Origin of the sequence: Ruegeria atlantica, from assembly GCF_013032505.1 — a bacterium.
GTDB classification, from domain to species: Bacteria; Pseudomonadota; Alphaproteobacteria; order Rhodobacterales; family Rhodobacteraceae; genus Ruegeria; species Ruegeria atlantica_F.
This window is the reverse complement of sequence record NZ_WQCG01000001.1, coordinates 1,402,157-1,418,748: the sequence shown is the minus strand read 5'-3', so window position 1 is coordinate 1,418,748 and position 16,592 is coordinate 1,402,157. Positions and strand designations below refer to the sequence as shown.

Here is a 16,592-nt window from a genome sequence, read left to right as displayed (position 1 = left end):
GAGCAAGCCATGGATTTCATGGGAAAATCAGCTTTGGTCACGGGTGCGGCCGGTGGGATCGGGGGGTCTCTGGTGCGGCGGTTGCGTGCCGCCGGTGCGCGAGTCGCCGTCGCCGACCGCATGGTCGAAGGGGTGGATGCCGAGGCTCATCTGCCCGGTGACCTGCTGGACGCGGCATATGCCGATGCGCTGCCGAAACGGGCGGCGGATACGCTGGGCGGGTTGGACATTGTGGTCAACAACGCAGGCGTCATTGCGCGTGGTGCCGTTACCGAAACCTCGGATCAGGATTGGTCCTTGTCACTGGGAGTGAATGTCGAGGCCCCATTTCGCATTTGCCGCGCTGCAATTCCGATTATGGCTGCCAACGGCGGCGGGGCGATTGTGAACACCGCATCCTGTTGGGGCCTGCGTCCTGGCCCAAACCATGCGGTCTACTGCATGACCAAAGCCGCGATCGCTTCGCTGACCCAATGTATGGGGATGGACCACGCCCATCAGGGCATCCGCATCAACGCCGTTTGCCCGAACGAGGTGAACACGCCTATGCTGCGGTCCGGGTTCGCCAAGCGCGGGTTCGACCCGGACACCGCGGTGGCCGAGCTGGGACAGACTGTTCCCTTGGGCAGAATTGCCGAACCAGAGGATATTGCCGACGTGATCCTGTTTCTGGCCTCGGATGCGTCGCGGTATGTGTGCGGTGCGTTGCTGGAAGTGAATGGAGGCAAGCCGGTATCATGACCCGATTTAATGGCAAAACCGCTCTTGTCACCGGCGGCCGCAGCGGGATCGGTCAGGCCATTGCTGAACGACTGCGTCAGGACGGGGCGCGGGTGTTTACCGCGCAGCGCGGGCAGGACACCGAGTTTGAAGCGATCGAGTCGGATTTCTGCAATCCGGACAGCCCAGCCGCAGTGATTGCCAGCGTTATCGAACGGGCAGGGCGTTTGGATGTTCTGGTCAACAATGCGGGCATGATGCAGGAATCCCTTGTCGAAGACATGAGCCTGGATGACTGGCACCGCAACCTGGCGGTCAACCTGACGGCCCCGTTTCTGCTGATCAAAGCCGCGTTGCCCTATCTGCGGAATACGCAGGGAAGTATTGTCAACATTGGCTCGATCGAAGGGCTGGGCAGCAATCCCGGGCATGCAGCCTATTGTGCGACGAAGGCCGGGCTGCATGGCTTGACCCGCGCAATTGCCGTCGATCATGGCGCGGACGGAATCCGGTGCAACGCGGTGGCCCCCGGTTGGATCGACACCGAATTGAACATGGAATTCATCGACGCCCAGCCTGATCCAGATGCATTTCGCCGTGATATTGGCCGCATTCACCCTGTCACCCGGACCGGTCGACCAGAGGAGGTCGCTGCGTTAGCGGCCTTTCTTGCGTCCGAGGAGGCCAGTTTTGTCACCGGTCAGGTTTACACTGTTGATGGTGGCCGTATGACGAAGCTCAGCCTGCCCTGACACGTCATTCCTTGCCGGAACGCCACTCTTTCCAAATCAAATAGCTATTTGCACCGAGTGAGGCAAACGGCTCTGGCGGTAGCCGCGGCGGCATTGGTTGGGTCAGGAAATGATCCGCGATTTCGGATCCGCTCTGTGTGATTAATTCTGCGACAGCCATGCCTTGCAGCGTCCCTCTGGCAATCCCCAAACCGTTCTGACAGCAAGCAGAGAAGATGCCGTCGTCCAGCTCTCCGAATGCGGCGGACCCGTTTCGGCTGAGGCAGAGCATGCCTGCCCAACGATGCTCCATTCGTACATCTGGCAGATGCGGAAACCGTTCACGGAACTTGCGGTCATGAACCCAGCCCGCATTGCGCAGGCGCATGGGGCTGGTCTCGATCGTCGGGTGGAAGGTCGAACAGGTGCGGATCAGCAGTCGGTCGCCATAACTGCCCGAGACGCGCCGGACTGAGGTGCCCATCGGATCGGCTGGGGTGACGGCCCAGCGGGGCTGGCCTCCCAATGTCTTGATCTGTGCAGGCGTCAATCGCTCAGTTATCGACGCGTAAAGACAGATATGCATCAGCCGCCGTTCGAAGAACCCGAAGCTTTCCAAATGGCCGTTATTGGCCAGAATGATCCGACCTGTCGAAACCTGCGCATCAGGTGTTCTTACCAGCCACCCCGTGCCTTGTTTCTCAAACCCGGTCACGGGTGAGTTTTCGAACAGATCGACCTGAGCCGAGAGGCCAGAGGACAAAGCTCGAATATAGCCAGCGGGTTGGATCATCACCGTGCCGGGCGCGTAAAGGCCCGAGGAATAGTGCGGACTGCCCGTGATCTCTTGCATCTGTTGGCGATCATAGAGCGTGTAGGGTTCGCCCAACCGGTCCAGATGCGTTGCGAACTCGCGATTGTGCCTGTCTCCAGCTCGGGTGGCGGCCGCGTTGAACTTGCCGCAGGGGTCGAACATTTCCCGCGGCAGGTTGCACTCGTCCGCCACTTTCTTTGCAAACCCAATGGCACGGCGGTTCAGAGCTATAGTCGCGCGGTCGGCTTCCAGCCCCTCACCGGCGTAATTGTCTGACGCCAGATCATGCGGCAGGTCGATCATAAAACCCGAATTGCGACCCGCGGATCCGTCGGCAAAGCGCCCGGCCTCTAAAAGGACAATCTTGAGTGTAGGGTCTAGCTGGTGCAACCGGCGCGCCGCACTCAGCCCGGCAAACCCGCCACCGACAATCGTTACGTCGGCTGCAATGTTCTGTTCCAGCCGCGGCAGCGGTGTTTGCGGCGGCAGGATGGCGTTCCACCCTGCCGGACCAGTCTGCTGCGGTAGCCGCTTTGCGGTATAAGTCGTCAATCGACCGCCTCATCCGCATCATCGGCCAAATCGATCCAGATGGTTTTCAGTTGGGTGTACTGATCATGAGCGTGAACCGAGTTATCGCGCCCGCCAAAACCCGATTGCTTGTAGCCGCCGAAGGGTGTGGTGATATCGCCCTCGCCAAAGCTGTTGACCGTAACGGTACCCGCCCGGATTGCCCGCGCGCCGCGAATGGCGCGTTTGGCGTTGGCGGTGAAGATCGACGCACACAGTCCGTATTCGGTGTCGTTGGCGATCTTGATGGCCTCATCGAAACCCGAAACCTCTATCACCGATAGAACCGGGCCAAAGATCTCTTCCCGCGCCAAGGGGGCGTCGTTGTTAGGGACTTCGACTACGGTGGCTTCGACAAACCCTTTGTCCGCCTTGCCGCCGATCACCACGTTTTCAGCCTGATCCAGATAGCCGCAAACCTTGTTGTAATGGCCTTCGCTAACCAGTGCTCCCATGCGGGTTTCCGGGTCAAGCGGGTCGCCGATATTCCACTGTTTTGTATGATGGGCGATGCGCTCCAGCAGTTCTGCCTTTACATCCTTGTGCACGATCAGCCGTGAGGAGGCCGAGCAGTTCTCGCCCATATTCCAGAACGCACCGTTGACGATATGCGCGGCGACGCGGTCCAGGTTTTCCGCATCTTCCATCACGATGGCGGGGTTCTTGCCGCCCATTTCAAGCACCACTTCCTTGGCGTTGCTTTCGGCCGAATAGGTCAGGAACCTTTTGCCGGTGGCGGTCGAGCCGGTGAAGGACACCATGTCGATATCCGAATGCCGCCCGATGGGTTCGCCGACCTCTGCGCCACCACCCGGAACGATGTTCAGAACACCGCGTGGCAGACCGGCCTCCATTGCAAGTTCGGCCAGACGCAGGGCGGTCAGAGAGGTCTCGGTCGCCGGTTTCACCACAACTGAACAGCCTGCCGCCAGCGCGGGTCCGATCTTCCACGCCAGCATCAGCAGCGGGAAGTTCCACGGCAACACCAGACCGACGACGCCAATCGGCTCGCGCACGATCATGGCGATGTGGTCGTCGCTGGCAGGCGAAACCTGATCATAAATCTTGTCGATCGCCTCGGCGTGCCATTTCAGGCAGTGGATCGTCTCGGGCACGTCCACGGTTTCGCAGTCATAGATGGTCTTGCCGCTGTCGATGCTCTCCATAACTGCCAGTTCACGGGCGTTTCGGGTCATCAGTTTGCACAGTCGGATCAGGACGTCCTTGCGATCCGAGGGGTGCATTTTAGACCAGCGGCCATCGTCGAACGCTTCCCGCGCCTTTTCGACGGCAAAGTCCACATCTGCTGCGTCGCATGCGGCGATATCGGCCAGTTTTGTGCCTGTGGCGGGGTTCACCGTTTCGAAGGTCTTGCCGGAGATCGCCGGACGGAAGGCGCCGTCGATGAAGGCTCCGGTCGGCAGGGCCAGGCCTGCGGCGATGGATTGGTATTCGTCCTGTGTCTGCAGATCCATGTCTTTCACCCTTCCGCCACGATGTCAGCGATTGTCTTTTTCAGCACGCGGGTCACCTGTTCCAGTGCGCGTTTGTCATCCTTGTTCAGGCCCTTTAGCGGAGGCCGCATCGCACCTGCGTCGATCCCGTTCATCGTCACGCCATGCTTGATCGTCTGAATAAACTTGCCGCCCTGTTCCAGCACCCGCATCAGCGGCATCATGGCGCTCATGATCCGGCGGCCTTTTGCAAAATTGCCTTCAATGACACAGGCCTGATACAACGCCACGTGCTCGGCTGGCAGGAAGTTCGATCCGCCGCACACCCAGAACGGCGCGCCCCAAGCAAAGAACTCCAGGGCCTGATCATCCATGCCACAACCCAGTTGGATATGTGGGTAGTCGCGGGCCAGCAGGTGCACCCGGTTGATATCGCCCGAGCTTTCCTTGATGCCGCAAAAATTCCGGCTACGCCCCACACGGTCAAGGAATTCTTCACCCATCATCGTGCCGGTACGGTGAGGGTAATTGTAAAGCATCACCGGCAGATCAGCCGCCTTGTCGATGGCCAGCGCATTCAGCGCGTTTTCCCGGTCGGTCGGCACCGAATAAGGCGGGCTGGCGAGCAGGATCGCATCCGCACCGATCTTTCGCGCGCCAGACGCCAGCGCGATCGAATCCGGTGTGAGCATCGCTCCGGTTCCAACCACCAAGGGCAACCGACCTTTCAACTGCTTGTGCGTGAATGTTGCCAGCTCCAATCGTTCTGCAACAGTTTGGGCGTAATTCTCACCGGTCGATCCACCAGAGATCAATCCATGCACGCCATTCTCAATCAGGTATTCGATCACCTGCGCCAGAGCATCCCAGTTCACGCTTCCATTGGCGTGATAGGGCGTGACCACAGGGGTATATATCCCCTCAAATCTGAAAATCGGGTTCATTCCGTCCTCATGCAGGTTTTGAAAGGGGCGGGATGCCCATCGGGACATCCAGTGCGTCAGGCATCACGAACAACTCGATTTGGTCGCGTGACAGGTTCCAGTGGTCTTCGGCCAGCTGCGCGGCCGCCGTCTCATCGCCCGCCTCGATAGCGGCGATGATAGCGTCATGCTGGCGACTGGCTTCAGAAAGGTTCTCAGCCTTTTGCGCTGACTGAGGTCTGTAAAATGTCATCCCGATCCGGGCGTGGTCGATCAGCAACCGGTTGAATGACGGCAGTAAATAAACATTGGCTGACATCTCGCCGGTCACATCGTGAAAGCGGTTGTTTGCCAGCGCCCGATCTTCGGTGGATCCGGAGCGCAACGCAGCCTTAAACGACTGCTGCGCGTCTTTCAGGTCGTTGATCTGCGCCCGTGTGGCGTTCTGAGCGGCAAGTCGCAAGATCGCCCCATACACCATCGGTGCGGCCAGAAAGAAGTCGCGCAGGGTCGTATACGACATTTCGGACACTCGGGCACTGCGGTTGGTGCGCAGGTCCAGATAACCTTCGCCAGCCAATTGCCGGAACACTTCACGCAATGGCGTGCGGGACAGGCCAAAAGCGTCGGACAGATGCGCCTCGTCCAGATCCGTGCCCGGTTGCAGGCGCAGCGTCAGGATCGACACTTTCAGATGCTCCATCAGTTCAGCTTTACGAGACTTGGCGTCGTCTTTCATTGGTTCCTCCATCGACCGCTGTACGAATCGCGCCGATTGTTTTGCTCTTTCTCTGTATTCGAAGAAAATACAACTTGTATACAGAAAAAAATCGTGCAGCATAAGCCGTCGACCACGCCAAACTGAAACGGACGTTTATGCGCAAACCCCGCCACATCACGTTCATCCTGATCGAGGAATTCTCGCACCTTGCTTTTTCATGTGCGGTCGAGCCGTTGCGCATTGCCAATCTGGTGAGCGGTGAAGACCTGTATGAGTGGTCTTTTGTGTCTGAACATGGCGCGCAGGCCGTTTGCTCCAACGGGTCAGTGACACTAGTGCACGGCGGACTGGACGCGCTGCCAAAAACGGATCAGCTGTTTGTTCTGTCGGGCATTCATATGCGCAATCATGTCTCGCGCCCCTTGCTTGCAACCCTGCGGCGCGAGCGAGCGAGAGGTACGGCCATAGGCGCTTTGTGTTCGGGCGCGTGGTTGCTGGCCGAGGCCGGTTTTCTAAACGAGATGCAGGCCGCCATTCATTGGGAGTACCACGATGCCTTTATGGAGGCTTTTCCCGAAGTTAACCTTGTTCGAAGTGTCTTTGTGGCCGACGAAAAACACATCACAGCCTCGGGTGGCACGGCGACTGCTGACCTGATGTTGCACCTGATCGAACGGGATCACGGCGAAGAGTTGTCGATCGCGGTAGCTGACCAGATGGTCTATAACGCTGTACGAAACGCCACGGCCAAACAACGTGTGTCTCTTCAATCGCGTAACGGGATGCGAAATGCACATCTCGCCAAGGCGATTCACACTATGCAGGATTGCATCGAGGCCCCGGTGTCCCCGTCTGAGATAGCCGAGGATCTGGGGATATCTACGCGCCAGTTGGAGCGGCTGTTCGGCAAATACCTCAACACGTCACCCAAGAAATACTTTATGGAGCTTCGGCTGGAGCGCGCCCAGAAGCTGTTGTTGCAGACCGAAGCGTCCGTCACCGAGGTGGCTATGGCTTGCGGCTTTGAGAATCCGGGACATTTTTCGCGCGTTTACCGATCAAGCTTTGGTGTGACACCGCATGCCCAAAAGAACAAGATTGATTGACTGGCGAGGACGGGGGGAGCGTCTCTGTCCCAAGGCGAGCCTGGCCGGACAGGCGCTCACCCCCTGGTCCTGCTTCGTACCCCCTCGTTAAAACTTTACTGGTAAACTGGTCAGCAGGATTGAGTATTCATACATATCGAAATGGGCATAACTATTACAAGATCGTGTCAGATATGTGTGCTTTTTGTTTAAAACATTAACGTTGCGATGTTTCACCAGTTGACCAAAAGGCGCAAAACAGGCCAACCTATAGTGTGAAATGTATAGACAGACTCTGAAGTTGGCCAAAAAAGCAGACACATCGGGAATCTTTGACCGCAAATCCCATGCCGGCATCGTCGGAAGATTTTATATCTTCATCCTAAATTGACGGTGGAGGATATCAATGCACCTGGAAATAGGTAAATCTGAATCCCGTTTCGATCACGGCGCACATACACATGCAAGCCGCGAACGGCAGATTTGCGATGCGGCCAAATTGGCAGAAGCTGCCTTTTCCGAACTGACCGACTTCGCTGGATGCGCGCCGGACATAGCAGGTTACCAAAGTCGGGTTTTTCGAGTGTTCCGTTGGTATTTTTTGTCGGCATATTGCATGCGGCTGCTGACCAATGCCGCCCATCGGCTTGAGCATCAGACTTTGCAGGTTTCGATGGATGTATTCAGCGCAGTTCGGATGGCCCTGCCTGAGTCCGAGGTTGAGGTTTCCATGGCCTTGGCTCGCGATAAGGTGACAACCCTGGCCGCTGCACGCACGAACAAAATCGGATGCCGCGGACATTCTGCGGGCTGGATCGCCGCAAAGATGAAACAGCAAGGCCGGAACATCCCGTCTGAGATCAAAAGCTCACTTGCTGGTGCATTGTCGGCGTCGGAGCGGCGCGTCTGACGCATCCAACAATACCGTCGCGAACTGGGTGATTTCTTAAACGGGCTTGCGGGCTTGAACCGCACTGCCTTGGTTCGGGGCGGTGCCGCAATCAACGCGACAACCATTTGCCACCTTCATGACAAAACAGCGCTTGCATTCACCAGTTGAGATTGGATGGTGCTGCTGGAGAGAATTGAACTCTCGACCTCTCCCTTACCAAGGGATTACCGACATTTTCCCCTAGTTTCGCCAAGTGCCGTTTCGCCCTTGTAAATAAGGGGTTTACTCTCTATTTCCTGTCTCAAGGCCCCGCCACGTTTCGGGGCGTTTCGCTGCAAAAGTCCGGAAAAAGTCCGGAAAATGTCCGGATGATACAGGAGTTTTAACCATGTCCGCCAACCTCAGAACCCCGAGCGCCCGCGCCCGTTTGACCGCCCGCCGTGAACCCTACTATTCGCCCTTGGATAAGGGCCTTGCTCTTGGGTTCTATGTGGGGGCCAAGGGTGGCCGCTGGACCGCCCGAACCATTAACCCGGCTGGTCGCCCTAAGTGGCTGACCACCACGCTTGCCCCTGAGTCTGACCTGACCTTTGCCGAGGCTTGTGACCGCGCCCGAGCTTGGGCCGCTGACACTCTGGCCGACGCCCCCGCCGACGATCCGACTCCAACCGTCCGTCAGGCCGTGGATTCGTGGGTCGCTGGCAAGCGCCGTGCCTCTGGTGATCTGGCCGCGTCTAAGACGCTGGCCGGGTGGGTGGGTGCCGCTAACAGTGTGGCCGCGTTCCTTGGTGAGAACGTCCGCCTGTCCGATGTATCCCGCGCCGATCTGGAACGCTACCGGGACCGCCCTGCGTCTCGTGGTGCTGTCCGTAGCCGTGCCACTGGCAACCGTGACCTGAACGCCGCTAAGGCGATGTTGACCGCCGGGGCCAACGATCCGGATTTGAACTATCAGGGGCCGCGCGCTTGGCAAGATGCCAAGCGCCACGATACCGAGTCCACCGCCCGCGTAGACGATGCCACCGACGCCACCGCCGAGGCCCTTGGGGGCCGGGTTCTGTCGCTGGACGATATGCGCCTGTTCCTTGAGTCCGCCGAGGTGATTGACCCGGCCTTTGCCACGTTCTGCCGGGTGATGTTCCTGACCATGCAACGGCCCCACGCCCTGCGCATGGCGAACGTGTCTGACCTGATGGTGATTGATGGTCGCCCCATGCTGCGCCTGCGTTTCGGTAAGAACGCGCATAAGCGCCGCCGCCGTGTTGGATCGACTGAACGCACCCTGCGTATTGAACTGTTTGATGAGGTGGCCGCGATCCTGTTTGAACTGGCCGAGGGTCGCCCCGCGAACGCACCGCTGCTGACCGATAGTGAGGGCAACCGCTGGCCCGAGGATTTCCAACGGTTGCCGTTTCAACAGTCCGTTGAGGTGGCCGGGATCGACCCCGAGGGCCTGACCTTCTACACGCTGAGACATTCGGGGATCACTTGGGCCGCAACCCCTGCCGAACATGGCGGGGGCGGATTGGATGCCGTGACCGTCGCACAGTGCGCCGATACCTCGCTTGAACTGATAGCGCGCACCTACTACCGCAGACAGACCGGGATAGGTACGGGGCCGGGGCTGTGATGGGCCTGACCTGATCGACGGATGAGCCGGGGCAATCGCCCCGGTTTTTTTATATTTGTGGTCCACTCTGCAACCGTCCCGTTTAGTCGGTTTAGTGTTAGTGGCGTTGTGGTGGACGCCGCTGGGTTTCGTCGGGTTCACGTTGCAAGTTTCAGGGCTTCGACCTTTTGTAGATCGTCCCGCAAATCCGTGTTTGTGATAGCTGCCAACCACGCGCCGAAATCACTGAACGTCTGAACCTCAACCGCACCCGTGTAGGTTTCCGTTTTCAGGCTGTAGCGCGCCCGTGGTTTGCGCTGTGCCTTTCGTGGTCGGCTCATACCGATTCCCCCTGTTCTTTCGCCTTGGCCCGGTTATAGGCAATCAAGGCTTTGGCCGTTTTCATTGAGTGGGTTTCATGGCCCCGTTTACCTAGTGCAATGTGCGCCTTGTGCAGATCGTTCAACAGGCCAAGCAAGGTGACGTGAATCAATCGCGCGTCGGTCATGCTGCCCCCCGATCTGTCGCCGCCTTGTGCGCTCTGATCAGCTTGGAAATCATCCCCTGAGAACACCCGAGGAACGCGGCAATCTGGCGCTGAGTGGGTGCCTTTCCGTCCCTGTGTGTCAGGAACGCCCGCGCATCGTCTACGGCCTTATAGGTGAACTTGGCCGCGTCCTGTGCCTCTGCCCCGTCTGCGTCAATTTCCGCCGCGCGATCACTGGCAAAGATCAACTGAATCGCGCTGTCCTGTGCAACCGCCGCCGCCCGGTAAATCGACGTTGCGGCGAACATATCGCGCATGACCTCGACCAATGCGCCCCGCGCCTCTGGCCCGTCCAGTTTGACCGCCTGATTATATCGACCCTCTGCCGCTCTGGTGATGTTGTCGGCCTGTTGGCGCAAAGCCTCAGACCGCCGCGATTCGTCCAGTGCCGCCGCCTTGAGGCTTTCCGCGCTGGTCGCATTACTGGTTTTCGTCATTGTCGGACTCCTTTGTGAATACCTACCGCCAAGCGTAGTCGTGAAACGAAACGAAAGGCAACGAAATTCTACGGCGCAAAGCTATAAAAACAAGGGGCTTTACTTTTGATTACTGGAATATTCCACGCTTTACGCAACGACGATTCCACGCCTATGGTTAATTCAAATCCGCCACGAAAGGCGCGACCCTTCAAAGGATGTTACGAAATGTCAAAAGCTCAAAGGGTATATGCACGGTTTGAAAATGACCTTGGCCTAGGCCCGACCAAAACCGCCGAAATTCTGAAATCTGGACAAGGCCCCGAAACCTTCCAACTAGGCCGCAACCGAATGGTGCGGGATGATGTTTGGCAGGAATGGGTTGACCGTGTGAGTGCGGGCGAAATCGACCTGAGTAAATCCGCCCTGACCAAATCGGCCTAAGCGCCGACCCCCTGACAACCTGACCCGCAACAACCCCGGCCAACCGGGGAACAATAGGACTTTGCCCAATGGCTACCTATTCCGCATACGATCTGGCCCGCCACTATTCCCTAAAGACCCCGATTCCGGGGAAGGATGAATACAGTGTGAAGCCCTGCCCGATGTGCGCCGAGAATGGCACCGGGGGAACGCTGCATATCAGCACCGACGAACACGGCAACCCGTGGGTGCGCTGTCACGCCTATTGCGGGTTTGATGTTTGGGAAATTCTGGAACGGGACGGGTTCAAACGACCGAGGCGACCGCGCAACGCTTCGCGGCAAGCTCGTAACCTGACAGAGGTAGAGGCCAAGCGGGAACGCGCTGCCGAGATATTCGACCACGCGCACCAGATCAGCGAAACGTCACCCGTTGGCCTGTACCTGATCAGCCGGGGATTGCCGCCACCGTGGCCCCCGACGCTGCGCGAGGTGATGGCCCTGAACCATCCAACCGGAACCAAGGCCCCGGCACTGGTGGCCGCTGTCGAAAGGCTGGCCGATCTGCACCGGGTGGGTGTCGCGCGGCAATGGCTGACACCAGAGGGCCGAAAGATCGACGCAGACCCCCAAAAGGCCACGCTGGGGCCGATCAAAGGGGGCGGGGTAAGGCTGGCCCCCCTGACTGACCGCATTGGGCTTGCTGAGGGCATAGAAACGGCCCTGAGTGCGCAACGCCTGTACGATCTGCCGACCATCGCCACGCTTGGCACAAACGGCCTGCTGAATATCGAACTGCCCGACGCCGTGCGGTCTGTCGTGCTGTTTCTGGATGGCGACCCCCAAGCCGAGAAAACCGCCGCTCTGTTGGGCGTCCGCCTGCGATCTGAGGGCCGCACCGTGGCCGAGGCCCGCGCGCCTGCCGGGACCGATTTTAACGACCTACTGCAAAGGAGTCTGACCAATGCCTGATAAATTCCTTGAGACTGACCCAGACCTAGAAATCGCAACCGCCGACGCCCTGCCACACATGCCGCTAAATGCGGCCCTGTCCGCCCTGCCGTGTGATGGCGAAAACCCGAGGTTAACGGCCCGCTGCCGTGAAACTGTCGCCGCCCTGATGGTGCCGCCGGGAACGCCCCGACCTATCCGCGATCTGGTCAGGGACATTGCGAAAAATCCTGACGATCTGTCGCCCTTTGAAGTGTTCCGGGTGCGCTGTGCTTTGGGTGGTTTCCGCCAAGCACGGCCCGAGCTTTATGCACTGGTCAAACACATCCTAGTTGACCTGTTCGGGGTGCCAAACATGACCCTGACCCAATGCGCCCACCGTTTCCGGAATGAGGAATCCGCTGCCCGTAAGGCGATGAAAGACGCCGCCAAGAATCGAGATTGGGAAAAGCTGCTTAAACTGGCGCATGACCGCGCAAGCGTAATGGGTGAGTGATGGCCGAGAAACAGACCCAGGCCGTAGAAGTCCCTGATATTGCTGATCAAAATGACCCCCTAGAGGGGCTAATTGACAGGGTAAAATCAGAGGGCAAACCCGCCGCCTTTGAGGTTCCGACGCTGGCCGCATTGGGTGCGCTGGACCGGGACAACCCCGCCGAATTTGAACGCCTGTTAGCTGACCTGAAAGGGCAGGGGGTGGGGCTTACTGTCCTGCGCCAAAAGATCAAACAACACGGCCCGAGGGGTGACGGATCAAGTGATTCACAACTCGACACACTGGCCGAGGTGATGGGCGAATTTGACCTGTTCTGTGATGCTGCCGGAACCGCTTACGCATCCGGGGCAAACCGGGGCATATGGTCAACGGTCAAGGTCAGATCGTCCGCGTTCCGCGAGGCGTTAGTTTTGAAGTATTACGAGGCCACCGACTCCGCGCCGAACAATGACGCATTGGGGGCCGCTGTTAACCTTGCATCTGCCAAGGCGCATCACACCACCACCCGCCGCGAGGTGGGCAAGCGGTATGCCCTGCACGATGGTCTGATTTACGTCTACCGCGCCGACCCGGAAAACCACCAAATCCGGATCAATCCGGCCCTGCCTGATGGCTTCGAACAAATCACCGCTGAGGAGTCGCCCGTCCGGTTTCTGACCCGGCCTGAACTGGCCGAACTGCCCGAGCCTGTGGCCCCGTCTGATCGTGACAAGCTGCTAATGGCATTCCAACAACTGACCCCCTTTGAACGGGTGGACAATTTCCGCCTGTTTGTCGCCGCCATACTGGACGCGATGCAACCCGAGGGGCCGCACGTTGTGACCATCATCACCGGGTTACAGGATAGCGGCAAAAGCAAGCGAATGCAGATGTTCACGCGCTTGGTTGATCCGCAGCAATCCGAGGGGGTGGGGAAGCCTAAAGGCGAATGGGATATTTTCTGTGAAGTCCGCGCCCTGCACTGTCTGGCCTATGACAACCTGTCGGGCATGTCTGGCGACGTGTCAGACGTTTTCAGCCGCATTGCATACGGGGGAACATTCCGCGCCCGAACGCATCACCAGATGGACGAATTTACGAGCCTGACCGGGTGTTGTCCTGTGGTGCTGGCCGGGATTGGTGACTTTGTGGTTAAGGCCGATCTTATTGACCGTTCCGTGTTCCTGCGCGTTGAACCTATCGCCGCTGAAAACCGCCTGCCTGATGCCGAGCTATGGGCCAGATTTGAAGCCCTGCAACCCGAGCTTTTGGGCCTGTTCTATGGTGCGCTTGCTGAGGGTATCCGGAACCGTGGCCGGGTGCTGATCGTCAACGCGCCCCGGATGGTCGATTTTCTGCGCCGGGTGTCCGAGGCCGAGCCTGCGCTGTGGGATACAAAGGGGCTGATCGACGCTGCCTTTCGCCGCAACCTGATTGAACGCATAACCATGCTGCTAAACGATGATCCGTTTGCGCTGGCCGTGTTCGACCTGATGGACGGACTCCGGACGTGGGAAGGCACCGCAACGGCCCTGCAAGATGCCTTGAAAGATTTTGCCGATGAGGAAACCAGATCAAGCCGCCTGTGGCCTTCAAACCCGACTTGGCTAGGCCGACGCCTGCCACACGTTGCGAACACGCTGCGCCACCTTGGGGTGAAGATCGAAACCGACTCCAGCCACACCGGGACGCACCGCAAAATTCAAATCACCTACACGCCCGACGATAGCCTGCCCGATTCCGGGGATGAGCTTGAACCGCTGGTGATCTGGCGCAACGCCACTAACACTAAAACGACTAAACAGAACCCTTCGAAGGTACGCCACAAATATAAAAAAAATTCGGTAGGGGGTGAGCTATGACCCCGGCCAAATTCCTAGACCACGCCGAGTCCGTGGGTTTCCGGTTCTGGATGGATGGCGACAAAATCCGCTATTCGGGACCGCGCGAACCAAAGCCGCAAGGGCTGGAATTTATCAGGGAAAACCGCGCGGCATTTGTGCGGGTGCTGAAAGGTCGGGAAAAGCGCAAAAAACAGACCCAGGATTTGCACAACGCCCGTTATGGCCCTGATTTACATACGGTTTTAGCGTCGTGGCCCTGTGTCCGTTCTGCGCCTTCAATCCTGCGAAATGCTGCCGATTTGATCCTGTCCGCACGATGGTTTCCGACCTTCAAAGGATGGGTAAAAGGCGACCCGCGCCCGATGTTTTCCGAGGTGATGGCCGAGCAACACCGGGGCCGCATTCTGACCCTGCGCCGTTGTGTTGTGTCCAGTGACCGCGCCGGGGTGCCTGACCGTCTGCCGATGGCTTGGACAACCATTCTCAGCCGCCTTGCAATCGACCTTTTCAACAAACGGAGACTGATCAATGAGGGATAAATACCAAGTTCATGCAACGTGCCAATGCCCGACCAATGCAACGCACACTTTCCGCGCCGATGAACTGGACGGTTTGTCATTCATCACCACCGGACCTGACCGCCGAGTCTTTGGCCTGCCGGATCACTGGCGCGCTGTGATGGGCGACACCCGAAACAACCCGTCACAAGGCGATCTGCTGGAAATGGACACAAGCCAACGGGAACAATTCAACCAAGCCAAATCCCGAAACTTTCAATCCGTTGTCGCCGTGACCTGTGACCGCTGCAACGCAACCGTGTGGAGTGCCGAATAAATGGAATACGATTTTCACGACCTCGCCCTTGCGACGAAAGCCGCCTGCGCCCCTGTGCCTGAATACATCGGCCCGTTGGCCCCGTTTGCTGACGATCTGGTGAAGGCCCATTTTCCGCGCGTTCCGGTGATCCTAAACACCGCGTCCGCCCTGACCGTTCAACAGATCATTGATAGCCGTATGCTGCCCCGCTTTGCCGTGCGCTTTGCAACTGCCGTTCAAGTGGCTCAAGGTGATCCGGCTGTGATTGTGCAAGCTGGTGAATGGGCTGGATTGCACCAAGGCCGAAAGTGGATTGAGAAACTGGCCGATCTGCGCCCCGATTTTGGCCGCTGCTACCCTGCGCCGGGTGCCGATTGGGTGACGATGCTAAAGCGGATCGAACGGGCAACCTGTGAACTGCCCGAGGCCGAGAATTGCCCCGAACTGACCCGCCGCCGTTTGATCTGGTCAGGGGTGCCAAATCTGCCTGCCGATTATGGGGTTTATTTGGCTGGTCTGGCGCTGCGCTGGCCTGTGGGTGATTTCATGCAATCGAACACGCCGGGGCCTGTCCGCATCGCCCCTGTGTTTGGCCTGTCATTCGAGTCCGCTGTGGCGATCCTGCGCGGCCTGTTTCATTCGTCCCTGACCTCTTTTGATTGCTGTGCGCTGGCCTGTGAAATGCTGAGAATGCACGAACACATCCAAGGCAAAGAACAACTGCACATCAAACGACCTCGCCGGATCAAAGAACCCGAACCGGGCAAAGTGGACTCGGTCCTGCAATACAATCCGGGGGTGCAATCCAATGGACGCTAAAGCCAAAGACCCGGCCATGTATGGAAGCAAATACGCCCGTGCCGATGCCGATTTTTACCCGACCCCGCCCGATCTAGCCCACGTCCTGACAATCGCGCCCTGTAGGGGCCTGATTGACGGTTCCGAGGTATGGGAACCCTGCGCCGGGAACCACGCCCTAGGGCCTGCCCTGACCGCTGCCGGGGCCACCCGGATTCACTGGTCCGATGCCATTGATTACGGGTTTGCGGATACGGCAATAACACCCTTTGAGGATGCCCTATTTCCACACGCCCCGGTGATCGTGACCAACCCACCATATTCGGGGGATTTCCCTGCGCTGATGGTCAATCGCTGCCTTGAGTGGATGCAATCGGGGAAGCTCGAATCCCTGCTTATGCTGGTGCGCGCTGATTGGGATTTAGCCAAGGGCAGACAGGGGGCCATGTCACACCCGGCCTATGCTGGTGCTGTGCGTATGTGCTGGCGTCCCTACTGGACCACCAACCGCACCGCTTCACCACGCCATAGCTACCAATGGTTGCTGTGGTCAGTGCATAGCGTGGGCCATGAGCCGAGGCATTGCCACCTTTACCAAGCAAGGCCAGACGATGTGCAAGGGATGGTGATGCAATGAACGTGCGATAAGTCAGGAGGATTGTGAATGTGATATGGTGATAACGAATCCAAATGATGTGGATACAATGACTATACATCTAACCGACTGTAGTAGATCACCCTTCGCCCCCTGCTTGCGAACTATGGGCGAGGGATCAACTAGGGGGGGGAGTGGACATAGCATAG

Annotated in this window: 20 protein-coding genes; 13 read left to right on the top strand and 7 right to left on the bottom strand. The window is 58.4% G+C overall.

All coding sequences use genetic code 11. The features are described 5' to 3' along the window. Positions 1–9: 9 nt before the first annotated feature. Entirely contained in the window at positions 10–741 is a 732-nt protein-coding gene (locus GOW92_RS07000) for an SDR family NAD(P)-dependent oxidoreductase (protein ID WP_170559168.1), read from the top strand. Next, positions 738–1,472: an SDR family NAD(P)-dependent oxidoreductase gene (locus tag GOW92_RS06995; RefSeq protein WP_170559167.1), complete on the top strand. Its 735-nt coding sequence runs from the start codon at positions 738–740 to the stop codon at positions 1,470–1,472. Before GOW92_RS07000 ends, GOW92_RS06995 begins: the two co-directional genes overlap by 4 nt. 4 nt (positions 1,473–1,476) lie before the next feature. Here the strand turns inward: GOW92_RS06995 and GOW92_RS06990 are convergent, their stop codons facing one another. The 4 genes from GOW92_RS06990 to GOW92_RS06975 are packed head-to-tail and all read right to left on the bottom strand — an operon-like array spanning position 1,477 to position 5,951. Beyond that, entirely contained in the window at positions 1,477–2,817 is a 1,341-nt protein-coding gene (locus tag GOW92_RS06990) for an NAD(P)/FAD-dependent oxidoreductase (protein ID WP_170559166.1), read from the bottom strand. Then, positions 2,814–4,310, bottom strand: a complete 1,497-nt coding sequence (locus tag GOW92_RS06985; protein WP_170559165.1) for an aldehyde dehydrogenase — start codon at positions 4,308–4,310, stop codon at positions 2,814–2,816. Before GOW92_RS06985 ends, GOW92_RS06990 begins: the two co-directional genes overlap by 4 nt. Before the next feature lie 5 nt (positions 4,311–4,315). Next, on the bottom strand, positions 4,316–5,233 hold the full coding sequence (locus tag GOW92_RS06980; RefSeq protein WP_170559164.1) for a dihydrodipicolinate synthase family protein: 918 nt from the start codon (positions 5,231–5,233) through the stop codon (positions 4,316–4,318). A 7-nt stretch (positions 5,234–5,240) separates the two neighbouring features. Next, on the bottom strand, positions 5,241–5,951 hold the full coding sequence (locus GOW92_RS06975; RefSeq protein ID WP_170559163.1) for a GntR family transcriptional regulator: 711 nt from the start codon (positions 5,949–5,951) through the stop codon (positions 5,241–5,243). Between the two features lie 137 nt (positions 5,952–6,088). Here GOW92_RS06975 and GOW92_RS06970 point away from each other — a divergent pair, with 137 nt between their 5' ends. From GOW92_RS06970 to GOW92_RS06960, 3 genes are all read left to right on the top strand, one after another. Further along, on the top strand, positions 6,089–7,039 hold the full coding sequence (locus tag GOW92_RS06970) for a GlxA family transcriptional regulator (RefSeq protein ID WP_170559161.1): 951 nt from the start codon (positions 6,089–6,091) through the stop codon (positions 7,037–7,039). A 385-nt stretch (positions 7,040–7,424) separates the two neighbouring features. Continuing rightward, positions 7,425–7,928: a hypothetical protein gene (locus GOW92_RS06965; protein WP_170559159.1), complete on the top strand. Its 504-nt coding sequence runs from the start codon at positions 7,425–7,427 to the stop codon at positions 7,926–7,928. Between the two features lie 370 nt (positions 7,929–8,298). Next, on the top strand, positions 8,299–9,540 hold the full coding sequence (locus GOW92_RS06960; protein ID WP_170559157.1) for a hypothetical protein: 1,242 nt from the start codon (positions 8,299–8,301) through the stop codon (positions 9,538–9,540). A gap of 137 nt (positions 9,541–9,677) precedes the next feature. On the opposite strand, the gene GOW92_RS06955 is transcribed toward GOW92_RS06960, so the two are convergent. From GOW92_RS06955 to GOW92_RS06945, 3 genes are read right to left on the bottom strand one after another with little or no spacing between them, the layout of a single operon-like run. Beyond that, positions 9,678–9,860 carry a hypothetical protein gene (locus GOW92_RS06955; RefSeq protein ID WP_170559155.1) on the bottom strand — a complete coding sequence of 61 codons (183 nt, stop codon included), beginning with the start codon at positions 9,858–9,860 and terminating at the stop codon, positions 9,678–9,680. Then, positions 9,857–10,027, bottom strand: coding sequence for a hypothetical protein (locus GOW92_RS06950; protein WP_170559153.1), 171 nt, complete (start codon positions 10,025–10,027; stop codon positions 9,857–9,859). Before GOW92_RS06950 ends, GOW92_RS06955 begins: the two co-directional genes overlap by 4 nt. Continuing rightward, on the bottom strand, positions 10,024–10,503 hold the full coding sequence (locus GOW92_RS06945; protein WP_170559151.1) for a hypothetical protein: 480 nt from the start codon (positions 10,501–10,503) through the stop codon (positions 10,024–10,026). Before GOW92_RS06945 ends, GOW92_RS06950 begins: the two co-directional genes overlap by 4 nt. 207 nt (positions 10,504–10,710) lie before the next feature. On the opposite strand from GOW92_RS06945, the gene GOW92_RS06940 reads away from it, so the two are divergent. The 8 genes from GOW92_RS06940 to GOW92_RS06905 all read left to right on the top strand — a co-directional run bounded on the left by GOW92_RS06940 (position 10,711) and on the right by GOW92_RS06905 (position 16,425). Beyond that, a complete protein-coding gene (locus tag GOW92_RS06940) occupies positions 10,711–10,926 on the top strand; it encodes a hypothetical protein (protein WP_170559149.1) in 216 nt (71 codons plus the stop codon). Between the two features lie 68 nt (positions 10,927–10,994). Continuing rightward, positions 10,995–11,876 (top strand): DUF7146 domain-containing protein, encoded by an 882-nt coding sequence (locus tag GOW92_RS06935; protein WP_170559147.1) that lies wholly within the window; start codon positions 10,995–10,997, stop codon positions 11,874–11,876. Beyond that, a complete protein-coding gene (locus GOW92_RS06930; RefSeq protein ID WP_170559145.1) occupies positions 11,869–12,351 on the top strand; it encodes a hypothetical protein in 483 nt (160 codons plus the stop codon). Before GOW92_RS06935 ends, GOW92_RS06930 begins: the two co-directional genes overlap by 8 nt. Continuing rightward, positions 12,351–14,192, top strand: coding sequence for a hypothetical protein (locus GOW92_RS06925; RefSeq protein WP_170559142.1), 1,842 nt, complete (start codon positions 12,351–12,353; stop codon positions 14,190–14,192). Before GOW92_RS06930 ends, GOW92_RS06925 begins: the two co-directional genes overlap by 1 nt. Further along, positions 14,189–14,713 (top strand): hypothetical protein, encoded by a 525-nt coding sequence (locus GOW92_RS06920; protein ID WP_170559141.1) that lies wholly within the window; start codon positions 14,189–14,191, stop codon positions 14,711–14,713. The genes GOW92_RS06925 and GOW92_RS06920 overlap by 4 nt, the downstream gene beginning before the upstream one ends. Then, positions 14,703–15,008 (top strand): hypothetical protein, encoded by a 306-nt coding sequence (locus GOW92_RS06915; RefSeq protein WP_170559139.1) that lies wholly within the window; start codon positions 14,703–14,705, stop codon positions 15,006–15,008. The genes GOW92_RS06920 and GOW92_RS06915 overlap by 11 nt, the downstream gene beginning before the upstream one ends. After that, positions 15,009–15,809, top strand: coding sequence for a hypothetical protein (locus GOW92_RS06910; RefSeq protein ID WP_170559137.1), 801 nt, complete (start codon positions 15,009–15,011; stop codon positions 15,807–15,809). It abuts the gene before it with no gap. Then, positions 15,799–16,425, top strand: a complete 627-nt coding sequence (locus tag GOW92_RS06905; protein WP_170559134.1) for a hypothetical protein — start codon at positions 15,799–15,801, stop codon at positions 16,423–16,425. Before GOW92_RS06910 ends, GOW92_RS06905 begins: the two co-directional genes overlap by 11 nt. The last annotated feature ends 167 nt before the right edge of the window (positions 16,426–16,592 follow it).

What these genes read in the sequence shown, in the direction of transcription:
- GOW92_RS07000 (WP_170559168.1), top strand. Translation starts at nt 10, where the DNA reads ATGGATTTCATGGGAAAATCAGCTTTGGTCACGGGTGCGGCCGGTGGG.
- GOW92_RS06995 (WP_170559167.1), top strand. Translation starts at nt 738, where the DNA reads ATGACCCGATTTAATGGCAAAACCGCTCTTGTCACCGGCGGCCGCAGC.
- GOW92_RS06985 (WP_170559165.1), bottom strand. Translation starts at nt 4,310, where the DNA reads ATGGATCTGCAGACACAGGACGAATACCAATCCATCGCCGCAGGCCTG.
- GOW92_RS06980 (WP_170559164.1), bottom strand. Translation starts at nt 5,233, where the DNA reads ATGAACCCGATTTTCAGATTTGAGGGGATATATACCCCTGTGGTCACG.
- GOW92_RS06975 (WP_170559163.1), bottom strand. Translation starts at nt 5,951, where the DNA reads ATGAAAGACGACGCCAAGTCTCGTAAAGCTGAACTGATGGAGCATCTG.
- GOW92_RS06970 (WP_170559161.1), top strand. Translation starts at nt 6,089, where the DNA reads ATGCGCAAACCCCGCCACATCACGTTCATCCTGATCGAGGAATTCTCG.
- GOW92_RS06965 (WP_170559159.1), top strand. Translation starts at nt 7,425, where the DNA reads ATGCACCTGGAAATAGGTAAATCTGAATCCCGTTTCGATCACGGCGCA.
- GOW92_RS06960 (WP_170559157.1), top strand. Translation starts at nt 8,299, where the DNA reads ATGTCCGCCAACCTCAGAACCCCGAGCGCCCGCGCCCGTTTGACCGCC.
- GOW92_RS06955 (WP_170559155.1), bottom strand. Translation starts at nt 9,860, where the DNA reads ATGAGCCGACCACGAAAGGCACAGCGCAAACCACGGGCGCGCTACAGC.
- GOW92_RS06950 (WP_170559153.1), bottom strand. Translation starts at nt 10,027, where the DNA reads ATGACCGACGCGCGATTGATTCACGTCACCTTGCTTGGCCTGTTGAAC.
- GOW92_RS06945 (WP_170559151.1), bottom strand. Translation starts at nt 10,503, where the DNA reads ATGACGAAAACCAGTAATGCGACCAGCGCGGAAAGCCTCAAGGCGGCG.
- GOW92_RS06940 (WP_170559149.1), top strand. Translation starts at nt 10,711, where the DNA reads ATGTCAAAAGCTCAAAGGGTATATGCACGGTTTGAAAATGACCTTGGC.
- GOW92_RS06935 (WP_170559147.1), top strand. Translation starts at nt 10,995, where the DNA reads ATGGCTACCTATTCCGCATACGATCTGGCCCGCCACTATTCCCTAAAG.
- GOW92_RS06930 (WP_170559145.1), top strand. Translation starts at nt 11,869, where the DNA reads ATGCCTGATAAATTCCTTGAGACTGACCCAGACCTAGAAATCGCAACC.
- GOW92_RS06925 (WP_170559142.1), top strand. Translation starts at nt 12,351, where the DNA reads ATGGCCGAGAAACAGACCCAGGCCGTAGAAGTCCCTGATATTGCTGAT.
- GOW92_RS06920 (WP_170559141.1), top strand. Translation starts at nt 14,189, where the DNA reads ATGACCCCGGCCAAATTCCTAGACCACGCCGAGTCCGTGGGTTTCCGG.
- GOW92_RS06915 (WP_170559139.1), top strand. Translation starts at nt 14,703, where the DNA reads ATGAGGGATAAATACCAAGTTCATGCAACGTGCCAATGCCCGACCAAT.
- GOW92_RS06910 (WP_170559137.1), top strand. Translation starts at nt 15,009, where the DNA reads ATGGAATACGATTTTCACGACCTCGCCCTTGCGACGAAAGCCGCCTGC.
- GOW92_RS06905 (WP_170559134.1), top strand. Translation starts at nt 15,799, where the DNA reads ATGGACGCTAAAGCCAAAGACCCGGCCATGTATGGAAGCAAATACGCC.